Annotated in this window: 17 protein-coding genes and 1 pseudogene; 13 read left to right on the forward strand and 5 right to left on the reverse strand. The window is 56.2% G+C overall.

Translation table 11 applies throughout. The features are described 5' to 3' along the window. The first annotated feature begins 59 nt into the window (after positions 1-59). The 5 genes from AC07U6_RS11670 to AC07U6_RS11690 all read left to right on the forward strand — a co-directional run bounded on the left by AC07U6_RS11670 (position 60) and on the right by AC07U6_RS11690 (position 6,753). Positions 60-1,199 (forward strand): HlyD family secretion protein, encoded by a 1,140-nt coding sequence (locus AC07U6_RS11670; RefSeq protein WP_494762117.1) that lies wholly within the window; start codon positions 60-62, stop codon positions 1,197-1,199. After that, a complete protein-coding gene (locus AC07U6_RS11675) occupies positions 1,196-2,764 on the forward strand; it encodes a DHA2 family efflux MFS transporter permease subunit (protein ID WP_494762118.1) in 1,569 nt (522 codons plus the stop codon). The genes AC07U6_RS11670 and AC07U6_RS11675 overlap by 4 nt, the downstream gene beginning before the upstream one ends. Before the next feature lies 1 nt (position 2,765). Next, on the forward strand, positions 2,766-4,316 hold the full coding sequence (locus AC07U6_RS11680; RefSeq protein WP_494762119.1) for an efflux transporter outer membrane subunit: 1,551 nt from the start codon (positions 2,766-2,768) through the stop codon (positions 4,314-4,316). 583 nt (positions 4,317-4,899) lie between these two features. Continuing rightward, entirely contained in the window at positions 4,900-5,025 is a 126-nt protein-coding gene (locus AC07U6_RS11685) for a hypothetical protein (RefSeq protein ID WP_494762120.1), read from the forward strand. A 135-nt stretch (positions 5,026-5,160) separates the two neighbouring features. Further along, complete coding sequence (locus AC07U6_RS11690) at positions 5,161-6,753, forward strand: ABC-F family ATPase (protein WP_494762121.1); 1,593 nt, start codon at positions 5,161-5,163, stop codon at positions 6,751-6,753. A gap of 36 nt (positions 6,754-6,789) precedes the next feature. On the opposite strand, the gene AC07U6_RS11695 is transcribed toward AC07U6_RS11690, so the two are convergent. The 3 genes from AC07U6_RS11695 to moeA form a co-directional block, all read right to left on the reverse strand. Then, positions 6,790-8,340, reverse strand: a complete 1,551-nt coding sequence (locus AC07U6_RS11695) for a sensor domain-containing diguanylate cyclase (RefSeq protein WP_494762122.1) — start codon at positions 8,338-8,340, stop codon at positions 6,790-6,792. 97 nt (positions 8,341-8,437) lie between these two features. Beyond that, entirely contained in the window at positions 8,438-9,202 is a 765-nt protein-coding gene (gene moeB / locus AC07U6_RS11700; protein ID WP_494762123.1) for a molybdopterin-synthase adenylyltransferase MoeB, read from the reverse strand. Position 9,203: 1 nt separating this feature from the next. Further along, the gene (moeA, locus tag AC07U6_RS11705; RefSeq protein ID WP_494762124.1) at positions 9,204-10,439 is read right to left on the reverse strand and encodes a molybdopterin molybdotransferase MoeA; all 1,236 of its coding nucleotides are present in this window, start codon (positions 10,437-10,439) and stop codon (positions 9,204-9,206) included. Positions 10,440-10,705: 266 nt separating this feature from the next. Between moeA and AC07U6_RS11710 the strand changes: the two genes are divergently transcribed. The 7 genes and pseudogenes from AC07U6_RS11710 (at position 10,706) to AC07U6_RS11740 (ending at position 18,827) form a co-directional block, all read left to right on the forward strand. Further along, positions 10,706-11,662 carry an isoaspartyl peptidase/L-asparaginase gene (locus AC07U6_RS11710; RefSeq protein WP_494762125.1) on the forward strand — a complete coding sequence of 319 codons (957 nt, stop codon included), beginning with the start codon at positions 10,706-10,708 and terminating at the stop codon, positions 11,660-11,662. Continuing rightward, entirely contained in the window at positions 11,662-13,512 is a 1,851-nt protein-coding gene (gene gsiA / locus AC07U6_RS11715) for a glutathione ABC transporter ATP-binding protein GsiA (protein ID WP_494762126.1), read from the forward strand. Before AC07U6_RS11710 ends, gsiA begins: the two co-directional genes overlap by 1 nt. A gap of 36 nt (positions 13,513-13,548) precedes the next feature. After that, positions 13,549-15,087 (forward strand): glutathione ABC transporter substrate-binding protein GsiB, encoded by a 1,539-nt coding sequence (gene gsiB, locus AC07U6_RS11720; RefSeq protein ID WP_494762127.1) that lies wholly within the window; start codon positions 13,549-13,551, stop codon positions 15,085-15,087. Positions 15,088-15,134: 47 nt separating this feature from the next. Beyond that, entirely contained in the window at positions 15,135-16,055 is a 921-nt protein-coding gene (gene gsiC / locus AC07U6_RS11725; protein ID WP_494762128.1) for a glutathione ABC transporter permease GsiC, read from the forward strand. 9 nt (positions 16,056-16,064) lie between these two features. Beyond that, entirely contained in the window at positions 16,065-16,970 is a 906-nt protein-coding gene (gene gsiD, locus AC07U6_RS11730) for a glutathione ABC transporter permease GsiD (RefSeq protein ID WP_494762129.1), read from the forward strand. Between the two features lie 109 nt (positions 16,971-17,079). Next, a pseudogene (locus AC07U6_RS11735) lies at positions 17,080-17,580 on the forward strand (DUF3313 domain-containing protein); the annotation flags it as partial. A 134-nt stretch (positions 17,581-17,714) separates the two neighbouring features. After that, positions 17,715-18,827, forward strand: coding sequence for a PQQ-dependent sugar dehydrogenase (locus tag AC07U6_RS11740; RefSeq protein ID WP_494762130.1), 1,113 nt, complete (start codon positions 17,715-17,717; stop codon positions 18,825-18,827). A gap of 10 nt (positions 18,828-18,837) precedes the next feature. On the opposite strand, the gene AC07U6_RS11745 is transcribed toward AC07U6_RS11740, so the two are convergent. Continuing rightward, on the reverse strand, positions 18,838-19,494 hold the full coding sequence (locus AC07U6_RS11745; RefSeq protein ID WP_494762131.1) for an HAD family hydrolase: 657 nt from the start codon (positions 19,492-19,494) through the stop codon (positions 18,838-18,840). A 274-nt stretch (positions 19,495-19,768) separates the two neighbouring features. On the opposite strand from AC07U6_RS11745, the gene AC07U6_RS11750 reads away from it, so the two are divergent. Then, the gene (locus tag AC07U6_RS11750) at positions 19,769-20,959 is read left to right on the forward strand and encodes a serine hydrolase (protein WP_494762132.1); all 1,191 of its coding nucleotides are present in this window, start codon (positions 19,769-19,771) and stop codon (positions 20,957-20,959) included. Between the two features lie 67 nt (positions 20,960-21,026). Here AC07U6_RS11750 and AC07U6_RS11755 read toward each other — a convergent pair whose 3' ends face one another. Then, a complete protein-coding gene (locus tag AC07U6_RS11755) occupies positions 21,027-22,310 on the reverse strand; it encodes an HAAAP family serine/threonine permease (RefSeq protein WP_494762133.1) in 1,284 nt (427 codons plus the stop codon). Positions 22,311-22,795: the final 485 nt, after the last annotated feature.

Consider the following 22,795-nt stretch of genomic DNA (forward strand, 5'->3'; position numbering starts at 1 on the left):
CTTTATGTTTAGATCAGACTGACTCATTGCGACTTAATTTTGAGTGCGCCTTCTGATCGATGGGAACTATGGCTAATCAAACGACACCAGGCTCGACTGATGAGACGCCTCATCAGCATGACCAGCAATCCCCGAACTACGATGACAACGAAGCTCCCAGTAAGCGCCCCGGCAAAAAACCGCTGATTATCCTGGCGATAGTAGTGGTAGTGATGCTGGTAATTGCGCTGTGGTTCTGGCTCACCACCCACAACATTGAAACCACCGATGACGCCTTTACCGAGGCGGATGCCGTGACCATTTCGCCGAAAACCTCAGGCTACGTCACCGAACTCCGGGTGAAAGATAACCAGCGGGTGAAGAAAGGCGATCTGCTGGTGGTGATCGATCCGCGCGATACCACTGCGCAGCAGGCGCAGGCGCAGGCACAGCTGAGTCTGGCGCAGGCCCAGCTGCATCAGGCGCAGGCGCAGCTTAGCCTGGCGAAGGTGCAGTATCCGGCGCAAAAAGATCAGGCGCTGGCCCAGCAGGCGCGCGCCGAAGCCAACTATGCTAACGCACTGGCTGATGATAAGCGCCAGCGCAACGTCGATCCGCGCGCGACCTCGCAGCGCAACATCGATTCTGCCAGCGCCCAGCTGCGCTCCGCAAAAGCGGAGCTGGAAAACGCCAAAGCGCAGGTGGAAGTGGCCTCGCAGGTTGCGCTGCAAATTCGCCAGCAGGAAACCAACGTCGAAGCCCGGCAGAGCCAGGTTGAACAGGCGCAGGCGCAGCTTAATGTGGCGAATCTGAACCTCTCATACACCGAAGTTCGCGCGCCTTACGATGGTTTTGTCACCAAACGTAATGTGCAGGTGGGCACGCTGGTGCAGGCGGGATCGTCGCTGTTCTCGCTGGTGTCGCCGGATGTGTGGATCGTCGCTAACTTTAAAGAGTCGCAGCTGCGTCGCATGAAGCCGGGCGATAAGGTGGAGATTGGTATAGATGCCTGGCCGGATCTGAAGCTGGAAGGGCACGTAGACAGCGTGCAGATGGGTTCCGGTTCACGCTTCTCGGCCTTCCCGTCGGAAAATGCCACCGGCAACTATGTGAAAATCGTGCAGCGCATTCCGGTTAAAATCATTATCGACAAGGGACTGGACCCGAATCAGCCGCTGCCGATTGGACTCTCCGTTGAACCGAAGGTGACGGTGGAATGACCCCCGGCCAGAGCTGGAAGCCGTCCAGTAATCCCTGGCTGGTTGCCATGACGGTCACGCTGGCGGTATTTATGGAGATCCTGGATACCACCATCGTCAACGTGGCCCTGCCGCATGTGGCCGGTTCGCTGTCGGCCAGCTATGACGAATCCACCTGGGTACTCACCTCGTACCTGGTGGCCAACGGCATTGTGCTGCCGATCTCGGCCTTCCTCAGCCGCCTGTTCGGGCGCAAACAGTTCTTTCTGATCTGTATTGTGATGTTTACCGTCTGCTCGTTCCTCTGCGGCATTGCCACCGAGCTGTGGCAAATCATTCTGTTCCGCGTGATGCAGGGTTTCTTTGGCGGTGGCCTTCAGCCGGTGCAGCAGTCGGTGCTGCTGGACTACTTTAAGCCGGAAGATCGCGGTAAGGCGTTTGGTCTTTCTTCGATTGCGGTCATTGTCGCCCCGGTTATGGGCCCGACGCTGGGCGGCTGGATCACCGACAACTACAGCTGGCGCTGGGTGTTCTTTATCAACATCCCGGTAGGGATACTCAGCGTGTTGGCAATTTATCAGCTGCTGGAAGATCCGCCGTGGGAGCGAAAGTGGGCGAAGGGCAAGCTGCGGGTAGATTATATCGGTATCAGCCTGATTACCCTCGGACTGGGCTGCCTGCAGGTGATGATGGATCGCGGTGAAGATGAAGACTGGTTTAACTCCAGCTTTATTGTCACCTTCGGCCTGCTGGCGCTGACCGGTATTGTCGGGGCGATTTACTGGCTGATTTATGCCAAAAAACCGGTGGTCGATCTGCACGTGCTTAAGGATCGCAACTTCGCGGTGGCGGGGCTACTGATGGCGGGGATGGCGGCGATACTTTACGGCAGCTCGGTGGTGATCCCGCAGCTGGCGCAGCAGGATCTGGGCTATACCGCCACGCTTTCCGGGCTGGTACTGTCGCCGGGCGCGGTGCTGATCGTGCTGTCGATCCCGCTGGTGTTGAAACTGATGCCGCTGATACAAACCCGGCTGATTATCGCCTTCGGTTTCACGTTGCTGATGCTGTCGTTTATCTATTCGGCAACCCTGACCCCGGATATCGACTTCACCACGCTGGTAATGATGCGCAGCGCGCAAACCATCGGGCTGGGCTTCCTGTTTGTACCGCTCACTACCATTGCCTTTGTCACCATCCCGCAGCGACTTAACGCCGACGCGTCGGCACTGTTTACCATGTTCCGTAACGTGGCCGGTTCGATCGGTATTTCGTTGTCCACGGCGATGATTACAGAGCGAACCCAGGCGCGCAGCGCAGAAATGGTGCACAACATGACGCCGCTTAACGAGCCGTTTAACCTTGCCGTGGAGCGCTGGGCGCAGGGCGTACGCGACTTTGTTCATATGGCGGGCGATCCCATCACGATTGCTACCGGTCAGCTCTACCAGCAGATGATCGTGCAGGCGAGGTTCCTTGCCTATATTGACGTCTTTATGGGCCTGAGTATTGTGGCCCTGATCCTGATTCCATTTTGTCTATTGCTGTCGCCGATTAAGAGCGAAGGCAGTGCGGGAGCACACTGACATGCGCGTTTATTTCCCTCTGGCCCGTTCGCGGACGGCAACGCTGGTGGCCGCCGTACTGGCGCTGAGCGCCTGCGCCGTTGGCCCTGATTACCAGGCTCCCAGGCCCTCCACGCCGGGCAGCTTTAACAGCATGCAATCGGACAGTGCCTCCCGTCCGCAGGCGTCGGCGGTTAACGCCAGCTGGTGGAAGTCGTTCAACGATCCGCAGCTGGATAGCCTGATTGAGCGTGCGATTGCCGGCAACCTGTCGCTACAGCAGGCGGTGCTGCGCATTGCCGGCGCGCGTCAGCAGCTGAACCAGGCGCGCGGTGCCTGGGCTCCCTCGGTTAACGGCAACGCCAGGTTTACCCGCCAGCAGTTAGGTATCAAGGGCGAACTGGAGTCCGAAGGGGCCTACGACCGTCTGGATCAGGTTGATACCGATACCGACTTAAAGCCGGTGCTGGACAGCCTGTCTAAACCCGTTGGTCTGTACCAGGGCAGCTTCGATGCTTCCTGGGAGCTGGATATGTGGGGCAAAGTCCGTCGTCAGGTCGAAATGGCTGGCGCGCAGCAGCAGCAGTCGGTAGAAAACCGCAATGATGCGCTGGTTTCGCTGGAGGCTGAAGTTGCCCGGGCCTATCTGCAGCTGCGCGGCGCGCAGGCGATCACCGCGACGCTGGAGACGCAAATTGCCGTGGCGCAGCAGACGCTGGAGCTGACTCAGAGCCAGCAGCGCAACGGGCTGGCGCCGCAAACCAACGTCGAAAACGCCCGCGCCCAGTTCAATTTGCTGCGCTCCCAGCTGCCGCAGTACCAGGCGCAGATCCACCAGGCGATGAACGGTCTTGCGGTGCTGACCGGTCGTATTCCCGGCGCGCTGGATGGCGAACTCGCCGCCAGCAAACCGTTCCCTGCGCTGCCACAGGTGGTGCCGGTTGGCATCCCTGCCACGCTGGCCCGCCGCCGCCCCGATGTGCGCGAGGCGGAAGCCAGCCTGCATGCCGCCACGGCGAATATCGGCGTGTCGGTGGCCGAACTGTTCCCCAGCGTGTCGCTGACCGGGCAGTTTGGTATGCGCAACAGCGATGCCAGCTATCTGGATAACTGGAGCAGCCACTTCTACAGCTACGGCCCGTCCGTCTCCATCCCGATCTTCCAGGGAGGACGGCTGGTGTCAAGCGTGAAGGTGGCACGTGCGCAGCAGGCCAGCGCTGCACTGGGTTACCGCCAGACAGTGCTGACCGCGCTACAGGATGTAGAAAACGCACTGGTTAGCTACCGCAGCGATCAGCAGCAGGTTGTCGGGCTGGATGAAACGGTAAAGGCGCAGCAGTCGGCGTTTAATCTGGCCAGCGATAGCTACCGGCAGGGAATTTCTTCGTTTATTGAAGCGCTCGACGCCCAGCGTCAGCTGGCGCAGGCGCAGCAACAGGCTGAGCAGGCGAGGGTGCAGAGCGGTCTGGATCTGGTTGCACTGTATAAAGCGCTGGGCGGCGGCTGGGAAAATTACCAGAACGTCACTTTGCCGGAGTATTCCGTATTTGGCCCGGCCGAAACCCCGCAGTAATAGCATTTTTTTCGCAGCCCCCGTTCTGGGGGCTAAAACCTCTCTGTATTGATCCCTTCCCGCTTTCGCTCCTTGATCGTTTTATATCGCTACAGAAGTTTACTCCCTGTTTTAATTCCGGTTATCTGCCGTAACCCTCATCCCGAAAGATAAAAGTGATGGATATGATGATGAAATGATAATTAAACCATAATTTATATAATTTATATAATTTATATAATTTATATAATTTATATAATATATTGATTTTATTCATCTTTTTTTGTTCTATTTGCTGTTTTTAATTGCAAGGATAAATGACAGATAGCTATCACTCTTATTTTATATGAAATTTACATTCCCTTTTTTTGTGATGTGAAATGAAATAGCAGGCATATTACTCGGGTTATTCAACCCTGAAAGCGGGTTAATGGGCGACGCATCACAAATTAAAGGCGGTAATAGGAGCGGTTTCTCAAAAATTAATTTCTATTGTTAATCAAAATGAAAAAATGATCTAAATTGGTTATCAGGCGGTTGTTGTTAAATCAAGGTTGAGTTTTACCGCTCTGTCCCCTTACCAACCCGGCTGCGCGGCGTCTTTATGGGTGGGGCGGAAACCCGCAACCGCAGTCTGGAGCAGATTGAACACTATCTGCACGACTGGCTGAGTAAAGATGAAGAGACTGCAACGCTGGCTACATCGAAGCATAAAGCAGAAAGTCACTAAACTTCCGGCCGGGCACTCGCCCGGCCTTTTCACTACCGCGCCTGGTTGCCGCACCAGTACACTGTATTCGCCGCGCCGTTTTTGGCATAATGCGCGCTGACTCACATCCTCACTACGTAAAATAAAGGCAATCCTGTGCTAGTTTCCAGCAACGTCACCATGCAGTTTGGCAGTAAGCCGCTGTTCGAAAATATTTCTGTCAAATTTGGCGGCGGCAACCGCTACGGTCTGATCGGTGCCAACGGCAGCGGTAAGTCCACCTTTATGAAAATTTTGGGTGGCGATCTGGTGCCTTCTGCCGGTAACGTCTCCATCGATCCCAACGAGCGCATCGGTAAGCTGCGCCAGGATCAGTTCGCCTTCGAGCAGTATTCAGTGCTGGATACGGTGATCATGGGCCACGGCGAGCTGTGGGCGGTGAAGGAAGAGCGCGATGCGATCTATGCGCTGCCGGAAATGAGCGAAGAAGATGGCTATAAAGTTGCCGATCTCGAAGAGAAGTACGGCGAAATGGACGGCTACACCGCGGAAGCGCGCGCCGGTGAACTGTTGCTGGGCGTAGGTATTCCGCTGGAGCAGCACTACGGCCCGATGAGCGAAGTGGCCCCCGGCTGGAAGCTTCGTGTGCTGTTGGCGCAGGCGCTGTTCTCTAATCCGGAAATCCTGCTGCTTGACGAACCAACAAACAACCTGGACATCGATACCATTCGCTGGCTGGAGCAGGTGCTGAACGAGCGTAACAGCACCATGATCATTATCTCGCACGACCGTCACTTCCTGAATATGGTCTGCACGCACATGGCCGATCTGGACTACGGCGAGCTGCGCGTTTACCCGGGTAACTACGACGAATATATGACGGCGGCCACTCAGGCGCGTGAACGTCTGCTGTCGGATAACGCCAAGAAGAAGGCGCAGATCAACGAACTGCAGTCCTTCGTCAGCCGCTTCAGCGCCAACGCCTCGAAATCCCGTCAGGCAACCTCTCGCGCCAGGCAGATTGATAAAATCAAGCTGGATGAAGTGAAAGTTTCCAGCCGCCAGAACCCGTTTATCCGCTTCGAGCAGGATAAAAAGCTGTTCCGTAATGCGCTGATGCTTGAAGCGGTAACCAAAGGCTTTGATAACGGTCCGCTGTTTAAAAACCTGAATATGCTGCTGGAAGTCGGCGAAAAGCTGGCGATCCTCGGCCCGAACGGTATCGGTAAAACCACCCTGCTGAAAACGCTGGTCGGTGAGCTGGCACCGGATAACGGCACCGTTAAATGGTCTGAAAACGCACTGGTTGGCTACTACGCGCAGGACCACGCCCATGACTTCCAGGACGACCTCAGCGTGTTCGACTGGATGAGCCAGTGGAAGCAGGAAGGGGATGATGAGCAGGCGGTGCGCAGCATTCTTGGCCGTTTGCTGTTCAGCCAGGACGATATCAAGAAGCCTGCTAAAGTGCTTTCCGGTGGCGAAAAAGGCCGCATGCTGTTCGGCAAGCTGATGATGCAGAAGCCAAATATCCTGATTATGGATGAACCAACTAACCACCTGGATATGGAGTCCATCGAAGCGCTGAATATGGCGCTGGAAATGTACGAAGGGACGCTGATCTTTGTTTCTCACGACCGTGAGTTTGTCAGCTCGCTGGCCACCCGCGTGATTGAAATGTCTCCGGGCAAGATCAACGATTTTACCGGCAACTACGAAGACTACCTGCGCAGTCAGGGCATCGTCTAAATTGCCGTTCGTGGGTCAGGCTCTTCTGGCCCACGCTTAATCATTTTCCGCCACACGATTCTTCCCCGCGTTTTTCGCTGCGTACAGCGCGCGATCCGCCCCGGCAATCAACGCCTGCGGAGACACCGTCTTATTTTCCTGACTCATCACATGCAGCCCAACGCTGACCGAGACCGCCTGCTGGTCACAGCTGTTGTGTTGATGAGGGATGTTTAGCGCGCTAATCGCTTCAAGCACCTGCTGCGCATAACGATAGGCCAGATCGCGATCGCAGCCGGGCAGAATAATCGCAAACTCTTCACCGCCGTAGCGGGCTACCAGATTATCCGGGCGATAGGGCAGGTGGGCCAGCGCATCGGCAATGCGCTTCAGGCAGTCGTCACCCGCCGGATGGCCATAGCTGTCGTTGAACGCCTTAAATGCATCGACGTCAATCATCAGTAGCGCCAGCGGGATATGCAGCTTGTGCGCGCGGTCAATGCTGTGCTGCAAATAGAGATCGAACTGACGACGGTTTGCCAGTCCGGTCAGCCCGTCAACCAGCGCCAGCGTCTGCAACGTCCGGTTCATCGCGGTAAGCCGGTCGCGCACGGCGGTCAGCTCCTGCTGATTTTTAAGGTTCAGGCTGATATGTCGCAGCACCAGCATCCCCAGCAGGAAAATGACCAGTAGCAGAATGGTACAGAGCGCGATGTAGACGCTTAGCGTAGAGAACCAGCCGCGCATTAGCTGCCCTTTATCATAGCCGGCGGCTGTGACCAGCGGGTAACGTTGCAGAGCCGAGTAGCCGAAGACGCGCTCTTTGCCGTCCAGCGCGGATTTATATACGGCGGTGCCGCTGGAGGCGTTCTTCAGCAGGGTGGTGAACAGTGGGCTGCCGGAGATATTACGGTTAATGGCGCTCTCAACATAGGGGCGCAGGTACAGGATCGTGCCATCGCTCAGCATCAGCGCCAGCACGTTGTGGCGGCCAAGATTGTAGTAGCCATAAACCGTTTTGAAAAAACTGAGATTGACCGAAGCAAGCAGGATACCGCGAAAGGAGCCATCGCTGTTATTCAGCCGCAGTGAAACCGGGATCACCAGATCGCCGGTTGCGCGGCTGCGTATTACCTTGCCGATATGAACCTTGCTGTCGGCATGGGTGAGGTGATAGCGGAAGTATTCCCGATCGCTGTTATTAATCTGCTTCGGAATATTGCCCTTTGACGTGACCAGCCAGTTACCCTGCGCATCATAAATAGCCATGCCGTTAAGCTGCGGTAACGAATCGGTGCGCGAGCTGAGCAACTTGCGCAGATAGCCGTGCTGTGTCTGATTCAGTCCAATGAGCGAGATGCGGTCACTGACATCCTGTAACGTCAGATCGACCTGTAAGAAGGTATCCTCCGCCTGCCTGGAGAGCGACTGCGAAAGATTATGCGCATCAACCTGCGCCGAGGCGATGGTCCGCTGCCAGGAGTTCCAGATCAGCCAGCCGTTTATCAGGATCACTACGCTCACAATTGCCAGTAGAAAAATAATCATCATCTGGCGCAATGAAAGCTTGCTGGAGTGAGTGGTCACGGCGTGCTGGTCTGCAATCATTAATGTCATCCTTCCTGCCACCGGGGCGGTCAAGCTTTATTATAGGCTCTGCCAGCCGAAACGCTTGTTTTTACTCCGTAAAAATTACGAGAAGCGCCTATTCCGGTGCGCGATCTGCGCAAACTTCACAGTGGGGATCGCGGGCCACTTTCATCGTACGAAACTGCAGGGTCATGGCATCATACAGCAGCAGCTGGCCGGCAACCGGGCTGCCGTAGTTGGTGAGTGCGCGAATCGCCTCCATCGCCTGTAGGGAACCGATCACCCCGACCAGCGGTGCCATCACGCCCGCCTCCACGCAGCTCAGCGTTGCAGCACCAAACAGCCGGCTGATGCAGCGATAGCACGGCTCGTTATCGCTCCAGCGAAACACGCTGATTTGTCCTTCCATGCGGATCGCCGCGCCGGAAACCAGCGGCGTTTTGCTGTCAAAGCACAGGCGGTTAAGCTGTTCACGCGTGGCCACGTTATCGCAGCAGTCAATCACCAGATGATGATCGGCAATCAGCTGCGCCAGTTCACAGTCGTCAAGCTGGGCATTCACTGTGCTGAAGCGAATCTGCGAGTTGATGGCTTCCAGCCTTGCACGCGCCGATTCGACTTTAGGCATACCCAGCTGCGCTTCACCGTGCAGCACCTGCCGCTGCAGGTTCGACAGTGAAACGCTGTCGAAGTCGAGCAGGGTCAGATGACCGACGCCCGCAGCGGCAAGATACTGGCTGGCGGCACAGCCCAGTCCGCCCAGCCCGACCACCAGCACGCTTGCCGCCTTCAGCTGCTCCTGGCCTTCAAAATCAAAGCCGCGCAGCACAATCTGGCGGTTGTAGCGCAGCATCTCTTCATCGCTGAGTTCGGGATGCATATCAGCCTTCCAGCAGTGCGTTAAACGGTTCAATCTCCACCCACTCTCCGGGCTGTACATTGCCGCGTTCGCGCTCGAGAACGATAAAGCAATTCGCCTGACTCCATGAGCTGAAGACGTGCGAACCCTGATGACCGGTGGATTTCACCTCCAGCTCTCCCTGTGCGTTACGCAACAGGTATCCACGCTGGAAGTCGAGGCGGCCCGGGGATTTTTTGAGGACATCGGCACTGCGCACCCGCTGGCGCGGCGGCAGGGCAGGGCCGCTTTGCCCGGTGAGTTTTGCCAGCAGCGGCTGCACCAGCTGGTAGAACGTCAGCATCGCGGAGACAGGATTGCCCGGCAGGCCACAGAACCAGCTGTTTTGCAGCCGACCAAAGGCAAACGGTTTGCCCGGTTTAATCGCCAGCTTCCAGAAGGTGATTTCGCCCAGCTCTTCCAGCATCTGTTTGGTGTAATCGGCCTCGCCAACGGAGACTCCTCCGCTGCTGATTACCACGTCTGCGCGGGCATTGGCTTCGTTAAAAGCGGCGCGCAGTGCATCGCGATCGTCACGAATAATGCCCAGATCGATAACCTCGCAGCCCAGCTTGTTCAGCATCAGATGCACGGCGAAGCGATTGGTATCGTAAATTTGCCCGGCGTCCAGCGGCTGGCCCGGCGACTGAAGTTCATCACCGGTGGAGAAAATCGCCACGCGCAGCGGGCGCAGTACCTGCACGCTGGCAATCCCCAGTGAGGCCAGCAGCGGCAGCTCGGCGGCACCGAGCCTGATGCCCGGGGTCAGCACTTCGCTTCCCCGGCAGATATCCTCTCCGGCGCGGCGGATGTTTTGCCCCGCGCTGACCCCGGCGGTAATCACCACCGCGTCACCCCGTTGCTCGGTCTGTTCCTGCATCACCACCGCTTCACATCCCGCAGGTATCGGCGCACCGGTCATAATGCGGATGCAGGTACCGGCCGGCCATTCACCGTTGAAAGGCGAGCCGGCAAAGGCTTTCCCGGCGACAGCCAGTGGCACGCCGGATTTAACATCAGCCATGCGGACGGCATAGCCATCCATTGCTGAATTATCAAAAGGGGGAACCGCCATCGGTGAAATTATCGGGGCAGCGCTGATGCGGCCTGCGGCCTGCGGCAGCGGTAAAAGCTCACTTTCATCAATAGGGGTAATGCGGCTCAGCATATTGCTCAGGGCATCGTCGAGGGAGATCAATCCCGATGTAAACGCTTCCATAACTTCTCCTCCGTTCGCGCCGCGGGGCGGGCGAAATGCTTTTGGCAGTATTATGGCGCGATTCGACAGCAGGGTCACGCACGCTGAAAATGCAGGTACGAAAGTAAGAAACGCAGCTAAGTTAGAACCATTGGTTATTATCAGGGTGCAAACTTTCCGCTTTACAACATCAGGGATGCTACCTATAGTCAAAACGGTATTTTTTTCAAAAAATACCAGCTAACCCGGTGTTTTTCATGCTGATTTAACAGACAGGATAAATAATCATGGTCAGAGCGACGATTGCCATCCACGGTGGTGCAGGCACGATAACTCGTACCAGTATGGATGCAAAAGCTGAGCAACGCTATCGTCAGGCGCTGACGCAGATTGTGGCCAGTGCGCAGGCGATCCTGGCCGGCGGTGGCTCTGCACTGGATGCCGTCACCGAAGCGGTCCGTCTGTTGGAAGAGTGCCCGATGTTTAACGCCGGAGTGGGATCGGTATTTACCCATCAGGCCACTCATGAACTTGACGCCTGCGTGATGGATGGTCGGACCCTTGAGGCTGGTGCCGTCGCGGGTGTTTCCCATATTCGCAATCCGGTACTGGCTGCGCGCGCGGTGCTGGAGCACAGCCCCCATGTACTGTTTACCGGCGTCGGTGCTGAATCGTTTGCTGCCGCTCAGGGACTGGAAATGGTTGCCGCTGACTTTTTCTCTACGCCGGGGCGCCGCAAACAGCTTGAACGTGCGCAGAACCAGCAGAAAGTGGTGCTGGATCACGATGGAGCCCGTTCGGGCGAGCCGCTCGACCCCGATCGTAAAATGGGCACTGTCGGTGCCGTCGCACTGGATTCCGCAGGAAATCTTGCGGCCGCCACCTCCACCGGCGGCATGACCAATAAACAGGTTGGCCGGGTGGGTGACTCTCCGCTGCCGGGTGCGGGCTGCTATGCCAGCGATACGGTGGCGGTTTCCTGTACCGGTACCGGCGAAGTTTTTATTCGTACTCTTGCGGCCTATGACGTTGCCGCGCTGATGAACTACGGCGGCCTGTCGCTACAGCAGGCGACCGAACGGGTCATTATGGAAAAAATCCCTCAGCTCGGCGGCAGCGGTGGGCTGATCGCTATCGATCGCCAGGGAAATGTGGTACTGCCGTTTAACAGTGAGGGAATGTATCGCGGTTTCGGCGTGGTCGGCGAAGCGCCGGTGGCGGCTATTTTTCGCGAGGAGTATTGATGAGCGCGCTTCACCAGCATAACGAGCTGGTGCTGACGGTCAGCGACCTCAGCGTCAGTTTTCAGCAGGAAGGTCGGCGCATTCAGGCGGTAAATAATCTCTCGTTAACGGTTCGCGAAGGCGAAACGCTGGCGATTGTCGGCGAATCCGGCTCCGGTAAATCGGTAACCTCACTGGCGCTGATGAGACTGGTAGAGCAGGGCGGCGGCAGTATTGATAGCGGCAGCATTGTTCTGCGCCGCCGCAACCAGCAGCCGGTCGATCTGGCGACGCTCTCCCCCCGGAAACTGCGTGAAATCCGCGGGGCGGATATCGCGATGATATTTCAGGAACCGATGACTTCACTTAACCCGGTGTTTCCGGTCGGGGAGCAAATCGCCGAGTCTATTCGCCTGCATCAGGGTAAAGATCACCAGCAGGCGCTGGTGGAAGCTCAGCGCATGCTGGACCTGGTCCGCATTCCGGAAGCTAAAAATATTATGTCCCGCTATCCGCACCAGCTTTCCGGCGGCATGCGTCAGCGGGTGATGATCGCCATGGCGCTCTCCTGTCGCCCTGCTTTGCTGATTGCGGATGAACCGACCACCGCGCTGGACGTGACCATTCAGGCCCAGATCCTGCAGCTGATCCGCGTACTGCAGAAAGAGATGCAGATGGGGGTGATTTTTATCACGCACGATATGGGCGTGGTGGCGGAAATGGCCGATCGGGTGCAGGTTATGCGTCGCGGCAACGTAGTGGAAACCGGCGAGGTGGAAACGCTGTTCTCCGCACCGAAAGAGCCCTATACCCGTGCGCTGCTGGCGGCGGTGCCAAAACTCGGCGCCATGACCGGCCGACCCTTTCCACAGAAGTTTCCCCTGGTGAGTGAAGAAAATCCCGCGGAGGAACTGCCGCAGGATACCGTGCGCAAAAACGGCCCGCCACTGCTACAGGTTCGCGATCTGGTGACCCGTTTTGATATTCGCAGCGGTATCTTTAACCGCGTCACCCGACGGGTTCATGCGGTGGAAAAAGTCAGCTTCGATCTTCATTACGGCGAAACGCTGGCGCTGGTCGGTGAATCCGGCTGTGGCAAATCCACCACCGGTCGGTCGCTGCTGCGGCTGGTTGAGAGCCAGGGCGGCTCGATTACCTTTGACGGTAAGCGCATCGATTTGCTCAAAGGCAGCGCGCTGTCGCATCTGCGCCGCGATATTCAGTTTATTTTTCAGGACCCCTACGCCTCTCTCGATCCGCGTCTGACGGTGGGCTACTCGATTATGGAGCCGCTGCTGGTCCACGGCCTCGCCCGCAGGCAGGAGGCTGAGCAGCGAGTGGCCAGCCTGCTGGAGCGGGTCGGGATGCTGCCGGAACATGCGCGGCGCTATCCACACGAATTTTCCGGTGGCCAGCGGCAGCGTATCTGCATTGCCCGGGCGCTGGCGCTGAATCCCAAGGTGGTGATTGCCGATGAATCGGTGTCCGCGCTGGACGTGTCGATTCAGGCACAGATTATTAACCTGATGCTTGATCTCCAGCGCGACTACGGCATTGCGTTTCTGTTTATTTCCCATGATATGGCGGTGGTTGAGCGCATCAGCCACCGGGTGGCGGTGATGTATCTGGGGCAGATCGTAGAGATCGGCCCGCGGCAGGCCGTCTTTGAACATCCGCAGCATCCGTATACCCGCAAGCTGATGGCGGCCGTACCGGTCGCACAGCCCGGCCATCACCGCCGCGAGCGAGCGCTGCTTGTTGATGAAATTCCCAGCCCCATCCGTACCCTTGGCGATGAACCGCGGGTGGCCCCGCTGGTTGAGGTCAGTGCCGGACATTATGTTGCCCGACATGCGATTAACCGCGCCTGATTATTTGATCATGAAAATAAGAGACAGGAGATTGAGATGATGGTTCTGAAAACGCGTAAGCTGTTGTTAACCGCCGGGCTGCTGGGCAGTTTTGCCGCGCTGCCCGCCTGGGCGGCGAAAGATGTCACTATTGCCGTAGCTTCTAACTTCACCACCCTCGACCCGTATGATGCAAACGATACGCTGTCGCAGGCGGTGGCGAAATCCTTCTATCAGGGCCTGTTTGGGTTTGATAAGGACATGAAGCTGCAGAACGTGCTGGCCGAGAGCTATCAGGTCAGTCCCGATGGTCTTAACTACACCATCAAGCTGCGCAGCGGCGTGAAGTTCCAGGACGGTACGGAGTTCAACGCGGCGGCGGTGAAGGCCAACCTCGATCGCGCCAGCAATCCTGACAATCACCTCAAGCGCTTTAACCTGTTTAAAGTGGTGTCCGGCACTGAAGTTATCGACCCGACTACGGTGAAGATTACTCTGTCTCAGCCGTTCTCGGCCTTTATCAATACCCTTGCCAGCCCGGTCGCGGCGATGATTTCCCCGGAGGCGCTGAAAAAATACGGCAAGGATATTGGCTTCCACCCGGTGGGAACGGGCCCGTATGAGTTTGTTACCTGGAATCAGACCGATTTCGTTAAGGTGAAGAAGTTTGATGGCTACTGGAAGCCGGGCTATCCGAAGCTGGATTCGATTACCTGGCGTCCGGTTGTCGATAACAACACCCGTTCAGCGATGTTGCGAACCGGTGAGGCGAACTTTGCTTTCCCGATCCCCTTTGAGCAGGCCAAACTGCTGGAAAAAAACAGTAAGCTCGATCTGGTCACCTCGCCGTCGATTATGCAGCGCTACATCAGCCTTAACGTGACCCAGAAGCCGTTTGATAATCCGAAAGTGCGCGAGGCGATTAACTACGCGATTAATCGTGATGCGCTGGTGAAAGTGGCCTTCGCCGGTTATGCCACTCCGGCAACCGGTATCGTTCCGCCGTCCATTCAGTACGCGCAAAGCTACCTGGCGCCGGAGTATAACCCGGCGAAAGCGCGCGAGCTGCTGAAAGAGGCGGGCTATCCTGACGGCTTCAGCACCACGCTGTGGTCCTCCCATAACCACAGCACCGCACAGAAGGTGCTGCAGTTTACCCAGCAGCAGCTGGCGCAGGTGGGCATCAAGGTGCAGCTGACGGCGATGGATGCCGGCCAGCGTGCCGCGCAGGTTGAAGATAAAGGGCAGAAAGAGAGCGGCGTTCGGATGTTTTATACCGGCTGGTCGGCATCGACCGGTGAAGCAAACTGGGCGCTGACACCGCTGTTTGCCACCCAGTCCTGGCCGCCAACCATCTTTAATACCGCGTTCTACAGCAACCCGCAGGTTGATAAAGATCTGACCGATGCGCTGAACACTACCGACAGTGAGAAGAAATCTGCCCTGTATAAAGATGCCCAGGATCGCATCTGGAAAGATCAGCCGTGGGTGCCGCTGGTGGTAGAGAAGCTGGTTTCCGCCAACACCAAAAACCTGACCGGTTTCTACGTGATGCCGGATACCTCGTTCAGCTTCGACGACGCTGACCTGAAGTAACACCCTACAGCAAAAACGCCCCCTGTTAAGGGGGCGTAGGAACATCGATGCTTAACTATTTTATTAAACGCCTGCTGGGCCTGATCCCGACGCTGCTGATTGTGGCGGTGCTGGTGTTTCTGTTTGTTCATCTTTTACCGGGAGACCCGGCGCGATTGATTGCCGGACGCGAAGCGGATGCCGAAGTGGTGGCGATGGTACGCGAACAGCTGGGGCTGGATTTGCCGCTGCCGCAGCAGTTCTGGCGCTATATCATCAATGCGTTGCAGGGCGATTTTGGCCTGTCGATGGTGTCAAAACGCCCGGTTTCAGAAGAGATTGCGCTGCGCTTTATGCCCACCTTCTGGCTGACGCTGAGCAGCATGGCGTGGTCGGTTGTTTTCGGCATGGCGATTGGGATTGTTTCCGCCGTGTGGCGCAACCGCTGGCCGGACCGTCTGGGAATGACGCTGGCGGTATCCGGCATTTCCTTCCCGGCTTTTGCCCTGGGTATCCTGCTGATGCAGGTTTTTTCCGTTGAGCTGGGCTGGTTGCCGACCGTTGGGGCCGACAGCTGGCAGCACTATATTTTACCCTCAATTACTCTTGGCGCCGCCGTGGCGGCAGTAATGGCCCGCTTTACCCGCGCATCGTTTGTTGAAGTGATGCAGGAAGACTATATGCGTACCGCGCGGGCCAAAGGCGTGCGTGAACCAATGGTAGTGGTCAAGCACGGCCTGCGCAATGCGATGATTCCGGTGGTCACCATGATGGGGCTGCAGTTTGGTTTCCTGCTCGGCGGGTCGATCGTGGTGGAAGTGGTGTTCAACTGGCCAGGACTGGGTCGGCTGCTCGTTGATTCCGTTGAGATGCGCGATTACCCGGTGATTCAGGCGGAAGTGCTGCTGTTTTCACTGGAATTTATTCTGATTAATTTGATGGTCGATATGCTTTACGCAGCGATCAATCCGGCAATTCGGTACAAATAAGGATGGTCGATGCTTAACTGGCGACGCAAAGCTGCGCTATCCGCGCTGCCGACAATCAGCCCCGATCGTGTGCGTACCCCGTGGCGTGAGTTCTGGCGACGTTTTCGTCGGCAGCATCTGGCGATGGCGGCGGCCATATTTATCGTGCTGCTGGTGGTAGTGGCTGCGTTTGCCCCCTTGCTGGCACCGTTCGATGCAGAAAATTATTTTGACTACGACCGGCTTAATGAAGGGCCATCAATGCTGCACTGGTTTGGTGTGGACGCGCTGGGCCGCGATATCTTCAGTCGCGTACTGCTCGGTGCGCGTTTGTCGCTGGTCGCCGGGGTCTTTTCGGTGGCGGTGGGGGCCGCTATCGGCACGCTGCTGGGTTTGCTGGCCGGCTATTACGAAGGCTGGTGGGACCGGATTATTATGCGCATCTGCGACGTGCTGTTCGCCTTTCCCGGTATCCTGCTGGCGATAGCGGTGGTGGCGGTACTCGGTAACGGCATGTCCAACGTGATCCTCGCGGTAGCGATTTTCAGCATCCCTGCCTTTGCCCGTCTGGTACGTGGTAATACTCTGGTATTGAAGCACCTGACCTATATTGAATCCGCTCGCAGCATCGGTGCGCCGGACTGGGTGATTATTCTGCGCCATATTCTGCCGGGAACGCTTTCTTCCATCGTTGTGTATTCCACGATGCGTATCGGCACCTCAATTATCTCTGCCGCCAGCCTGTCGTTTCTGGGGCTGGGTGCTCAGCCGCCAACGCCGGAGTGGGGGGCGATGCTCAATGCGGCACAGGCGGATATGGTCATGGCGCCGCACGTGGCGATCTTTCCCAGCCTGGCCATTTTCCTGACGGTGCTGGCCTTCAATCTGCTGGGAGATGGTCTGCGCGATGCGCTGGACCCGAAACTGAAGCACTGACAGCACTTTGAGCGCGCAGCGGCAGCTGCGCGCTTAAACCATCCGGTTGACATTACCCAACGCGCACCGTGCGGTTCACATTATCCAGCGGAACTTCTCCGTGATAACGATGCATTTGAAGTGGTCTGCCGGGCTGGTCATGCTGAGTTTAATGCTGGCGGGCTGTTCCTCTAAAGTGGCTGAGCCGACGCAATTTTCAGGATTTCTATCCGATGACTCGCAGCTAAAGCCGACCAGTTCTCCGAGCGGTCATCAGACTCTGCGCTAGATTTCACCCACTTTTAAGTCAGCGGATTACACAGGCATCTACTCTACGCCGGTGGTTTACTATCCCGCAGCCCGGCCTACGGAACGCATCAGCCAGCAGACGCTCGATCGGGTGCGCGGCTATGTTGATACCCAACAGCTGCAGGCGGCAGCACGGCATAAGCCGCTGGTCAGTAAGCCAGAGCCGGGAACGCTGATTTTGAAAACCGCCATTACCCCAGTGAGTGCTGAAAATCAGGATATGAAGTTCTATGAAGTGGTGCCGGTTGCGGCGGTCGTTGCCAGTACAATGGCAGCTTCCGGCCACCGTACGCAGAACAGCGCGCTGTTCCTCGAGCTGGAGCAGCAGCTGAGGCTGCACCCCATACGACAATTCCACAGCGCTTCCCATGCCTCATTAAGGTTTTGTAAAAAGCCCACCGCTTTAGCCCCGATTCGCTACGGTTATCTGATACATCCCGTTACGGAGAGAAAACAATGTTCAAACCTCTGGCCGCAGTTAGCCTGCTTGCACTGCTGTTCAGCCCGGCGGCGATGGCGGAAAACGTTACGGTTGAAGAGTTGCAGGATGGCCTTAACCATCCCTGGGCACTGGCTTTTTTGCCTGATGATCGGGGGATGTTAATCAGCGAGCGATCCGGCGAGCTCAGGCGCTGGCAGGCGGGCAAAGGGCTTTCTGCGCCGCTTAAAGGTGTACCAGAGGTCTGGACCCGCAGTCAGGGAGGCTTGCTTGACGTGGTACTGGCCCCTGACTTTGCCGAAAGCCGCCGCGTCTGGCTAAGCTATACGCGGGGAGAGCCTGATGGTCGCGGTGGGGCAGCGATCGGCTATGGTCGGCTTAGCGAGGATTATCAGCAGCTCAGCGACTTCCGCGAAGTCATCCGCCAGCAGCCGGGCCTTTCCGGCGGGGCTAATCTGGGTACCCGTATGGCCTTCGACAGCAGTGGCGATCTTTTTATCGCTTTCGGGGATAATTTCCAGGCTGAAAAAGCCCAGGATCTGAATGCGCTACAGGGAAAAATCGTACGGCTGAAGGCGGATGGTTCAATACCGCCGGATAATCCCCTGGTGGGTAAAGCGGGGGCCCGCCCGGAAATCTGGACTTGGGGAATGCGTAACCCGCAGGGGCTGGCATTAAATCCCTGGACCCGGCAGATGTGGGAGAGCGAACACGGTCCGCGCGGCGGTGATGAAGTGAATATTTTACGTAAAGGGGCCAACTACGGCTGGCCGCTGGCGACCTGGGGTATCGATTACAGCGGTGCGAAAGTTCCCGGCTCAAAAGGCGGCGAGGTTGAGGGAACGCTGCAGCCGATCTGGTACTGGAAGGTTTCCCCCGCCATCAGCGGTATGGCGTTTTATAACAGCGCCCGTTTCCCGCAGTGGAAAAACTCGCTGTTTATCGGCGCGCTGAAGGAAAAGAATTTGATCCGTCTGAGCCTGAACGGCGATCGGGTAGTCGATCAGCAGCGCCTGCTTGAGGATCGCGGCGAGCGAATTCGCGATGTCCGCGTGGGGCCGGACGGCTGGCTGTATCTGCTCACCGATGAATCTAACGGCAAGCTGCTGCGGGTGGGGCTGGCTCCCTGAAGTACAGCATCTAGCGTACCCAGTTACACACTTCCCAGCCGCGCTGCTGCGCCAGGGCGAGGAGTGCATCGGCAGGATTCACCACGTGTGGGCGATCGGCATTTTCCAGCATCGGCAGATCGTTTATTGAGTCGCTGTAGGCCCAGGATTTCTCAAACTGACGGGCACTGCTCTGCGACAGCCAGCGATTAACGCACTCCACCTTGCCTTCTTTATAGGTGAGCGGGCCGAAGATTTTGCCGCTGTAGCGGCTGTCGATCACCTCGACGCCGATGGCCAGCGCGCAATCGGCACCCAGGCGTTGCGCAATAGGTGCCACCAGATGCTCGCCGCTGGCGGAAATCACCATCACCGTATCGCCGCGCTGCTGGTGCCAGCGAATACGCTCACGCGCCGCCGGATAAACTCTCGGCATAATGTCACGCTGGATAAATCGACGTATCCAGCCGCTAACCGTCGAGGTTGCCAGGCCCGTAAGCGGTGCAAGCGTGGTATCCATATATTCTTCCATTGAAAGGGTACCCTGATAGTACCGATCCATCAGCGCCTGCTCCTGCTGCAGGATCGCGGAAGGGGCGAAGCCCTGGGAAACCAGCCAGTGTAGCCATAATCCTGTGCTGTCTTCACAAATAATGGTTTCGTCCAGGTCAAACAGTGCGAGATCCATGGTCACTACTCCTCAGCAGACTGAATCCAGAGTAGCGAATTATTGTGACAGGCTTAACTGTTTAACCATAATTCAGAATTAGTCCTGGTGTAAACGTGTCGGGGTTGGCGATTATTTCCCCATCATGACAGGCAAGGTCAAGATTTATCTAATAAACTCTAAGAAACTTTACGGTTCGAAGGTTCTTTTAAGTGATGTAACGTCTTAGTGTAGGGGGTTAGGTGCCCGATTGCGCTTCGATTACACGTCTTTCAAATGGATATCTGGTCACGCCATGAAGAAAAAACTCCTTTCTGCCAGCGTTATTACGCTGGTCACTGCCACAACGGTGTTATTCACACTGCCAGCTGCCTACGCTGAACAGGCTCCCGCAGCGCCTCAGATCGATGCCAAAGCGTGGATACTGATGGATTACAACAGCGGTAAAGTGTTGACAGAATACAACGCGGACGATCGCCTCGATCCGGCCAGCCTGACCAAAATGATGGCCAGCTATGTAATTGGTCAGGCGCTGAAATCCGGCAAGATTAACAAAGATGATATGGTCACCGTGGGTAAGGATGCCTGGGCGACCGGCAACCCAGTACTGCAGGGTTCATCGCTGATGTTCCTGAAACCGGGTGATCGCATCCCGGTTTCAGAGCTGAACAAGGGCATTATCATTCAGTCCGGCAATGACGCCAGTATCGCCCTGGCGGACTATGTTGCGGGCAGTCAGGATTCTTTCGTTAGCCTGATGAACAACTACGTGAAGGCGCTGGGTTTACAGAATACCCATTTTAAGACCGTCCACGGGCTGGATTCTGACGGGCAGTACAGCACCGCTCGCGATATGGCGCTGATTGGCCAGGCGCTAATCCGCGATGTACCCGATGAGTACGCGATACACAAAGAGAAAGAGTTTACTTTCAATAAAATCCGCCAGTACAACCGTAACCGCCTGCTGTGGAGCACCAATTTACAGGTGGATGGTATCAAGACCGGCCATACTTCCGGCGCGGGAAATAACCTGGTGGCGTCGGCGGTTGACGGCGATCAGCGGCTGATTTCCGTGGTGCTGGGGACGGCAACCGATGCGATTCGTATGCGGGAAAGTGAGAAGCTGCTGACTTGGGGTTTCCGCTTTTATGAAACGGTGACTCCGATTAAGGCCGGTAAACCATTTACCACGCAGCGCGTCTGGTACGGCGAGCGCAGCGAGGTCAATCTTGGCGTTGCTGAGGATGCGGCGATAACCGTGCCGAAGGGGCAGATGAAGAATCTGAAAGCCAGCTTTACGCTGACTCAGCCGCCGCTCACTGCGCCGCTGGCAAAAAACCAGGTGGTTGGCACCATTGATTTCCAGCTGGATGGCAAATCCATCGATCAGCGCCCGCTGGTGGTATTGGATGAAGTAAAAGAGGCAGGATTCTTTGGTCGTATCTGGGACTTTATCGTGATGAAAATCACCGGGCTATTCAGCTAACGCTAATTGTTTATTGCTTGTACTCAGGAAGCAGGGGCGGACCGGCCGGTCCGCCCGCTGAGAAAAATCAGATTAAATCGTAAACCACGGCGGAAATCGCCACCAGCCCTACCAGCACCACAAACACGTTGCTCAGCTTGCCGCTGTACTTGCGCATCGCCGGAACTTTGTTAATGGCGTACATCGGCATCAGGAACAGCAGCACGGCGATAATCGGGCCGCCCAGGCTTTCGATCAGACCGAGGATGCTCGGGTTCAGTGTGGCAACAATCCAGGTCGTGACCAGCATAAACAGCGCGGTAAAGCGGTTCAGTTTATTTTCGGCAATGGTTTTACCGCGGCTGCGCAGCATCTTATTAACCGCACCGTTGAAGCCTTCACGGGCGCCAAGATAGTGGCCGAGGAAAGACTTGGTGATCGCCACGATGGCAATCATCGGGGCCAGCCACGCCATCAGCGGGGTGCTGAAGTGGTTCGCCAGATAGGACAGAATGGAGATGTTCTGCGCCTTGGCTTCCGCCAGATTTTCCGGTGACAGACTCAGCACGCAGCTGAACACAAAGAACATCACCGTAATCACCATCATAATGTGGCTGCGGGCCAGAATGCGTGAGCATTTATTCTCGGCCATGTCTCCGTATTCACCGCGCTTGGCGACGGCAAAGGCAGAAATAATCGGCGAGTGGTTGAAGGAGAAGACCATCACCGGGATCGCCAGCCACAGCGTCATCATCAGACCGCTGCCGCTACCGCTCAGGCTGACGTTGTCGAAAATTGAGCTGTTCCAGTGTGGGATCAGATACAGCGCCAGCGCCATCAGCACCAGAACAAACGGATAAACCAGCATACTCATGGTTCTGACGATAATGTCTTTACCAAAACGCACGATGGTCATCAGACCGACGATCAGGATCAGCGACAGCAGTGCACGCGGCGGTGCCTGCATTTGCAGCTGGTGGGTCATGAAGCTTTCAACGGTATTGGTAATCGCTACGCTGTAAACCAGCAGGATAGGATAGATGGCGAAGAAATAGAGCAGAGTGATCAGCTTACCGGCACCTACACCGAAATGCTCTTCCACGACTTCGGTAATATCACCATCCGGTTTGCTTCCGGAGAGCACGAAGCGACACAGTCCGCGGTGGGCAAAGTACGTCATTGGAAAGGCCAGCAGCGCCATAATAATCAGTGGGATCAGCCCACCAATACCGGCGTTAATCGGCAGGAACAGCACGCCTGCACCAATGGCCGTACCGTACAGTCCCAGCATCCACATAGTGTCGGTTTTACGCCACGTACTGGCATCCTGAGGGGCTACGGGATTGAGCACCGCTGTTTGGGATGAGTCCATCACTTTCTCCAGTGTTTAAAAACAATTAATTAAATCGCTTAACATCCGCACAGCAGTTTTTAATTACCGATAACGGATTTAATTAATCACTCTGATTTTTATGGCGCACACTCTACCATCAGAAAAAATAGATGAAAGCACTGGATGATCTATTACCGGTGATCGTAGTCACAATTCCATTACCTTTTTTGGTGTGAACATCTGTTGATAGTGGTTTTGTAGGGGTTATCTACCAGGTAACTGCTTTATTAATAGGTGTTTAAACTGAATTTAAGGTTTTTTAAATGGTTAAATAGTAGTCTTGTTGGCTGTTTTTTGTTAGCGGTTGATTTTATATTTCATTAAAAACAATGAGTTATTTTAAATTTATGGATTGGAGTGTTGTTGGTTTAATCAACTGCGCAACGGCAGTGAGCAGGCAGCATTTAATTCGGGTTTATTGCGCAATAAGAAAAGCGGAAGGGGGAAGTGTTTTAGCCTGGCGT

Source organism: Erwinia sp. GW821-FHT03D09 (assembly GCF_059420805.1).

Coding starts and splice junctions, on each gene's coding strand:
- AC07U6_RS11670 (WP_494762117.1), top strand. CDS start 60: ATGGGAACTATGGCTAATCAAACGACACCAGGCTCGACTGATGAGACG.
- gsiD (WP_494762129.1), top strand. CDS start 16,065: ATGCTTAACTGGCGACGCAAAGCTGCGCTATCCGCGCTGCCGACAATC.
- AC07U6_RS11685 (WP_494762120.1), top strand. CDS start 4,900: ATGGGTGGGGCGGAAACCCGCAACCGCAGTCTGGAGCAGATTGAACAC.
- moeA (WP_494762124.1), bottom strand. CDS start 10,439: ATGGAAGCGTTTACATCGGGATTGATCTCCCTCGACGATGCCCTGAGC.
- AC07U6_RS11750 (WP_494762132.1), top strand. CDS start 19,769: ATGAAGAAAAAACTCCTTTCTGCCAGCGTTATTACGCTGGTCACTGCC.
- AC07U6_RS11695 (WP_494762122.1), bottom strand. CDS start 8,340: ATGATTGCAGACCAGCACGCCGTGACCACTCACTCCAGCAAGCTTTCA.
- AC07U6_RS11675 (WP_494762118.1), top strand. CDS start 1,196: ATGACCCCCGGCCAGAGCTGGAAGCCGTCCAGTAATCCCTGGCTGGTT.
- AC07U6_RS11755 (WP_494762133.1), bottom strand. CDS start 22,310: ATGGACTCATCCCAAACAGCGGTGCTCAATCCCGTAGCCCCTCAGGAT.
- AC07U6_RS11710 (WP_494762125.1), top strand. CDS start 10,706: ATGGTCAGAGCGACGATTGCCATCCACGGTGGTGCAGGCACGATAACT.
- gsiB (WP_494762127.1), top strand. CDS start 13,549: ATGATGGTTCTGAAAACGCGTAAGCTGTTGTTAACCGCCGGGCTGCTG.
- AC07U6_RS11680 (WP_494762119.1), top strand. CDS start 2,766: ATGCGCGTTTATTTCCCTCTGGCCCGTTCGCGGACGGCAACGCTGGTG.
- moeB (WP_494762123.1), bottom strand. CDS start 9,202: ATGCATCCCGAACTCAGCGATGAAGAGATGCTGCGCTACAACCGCCAG.
- AC07U6_RS11745 (WP_494762131.1), bottom strand. CDS start 19,494: ATGGATCTCGCACTGTTTGACCTGGACGAAACCATTATTTGTGAAGAC.
- gsiA (WP_494762126.1), top strand. CDS start 11,662: ATGAGCGCGCTTCACCAGCATAACGAGCTGGTGCTGACGGTCAGCGAC.
- gsiC (WP_494762128.1), top strand. CDS start 15,135: ATGCTTAACTATTTTATTAAACGCCTGCTGGGCCTGATCCCGACGCTG.
- AC07U6_RS11740 (WP_494762130.1), top strand. CDS start 17,715: ATGTTCAAACCTCTGGCCGCAGTTAGCCTGCTTGCACTGCTGTTCAGC.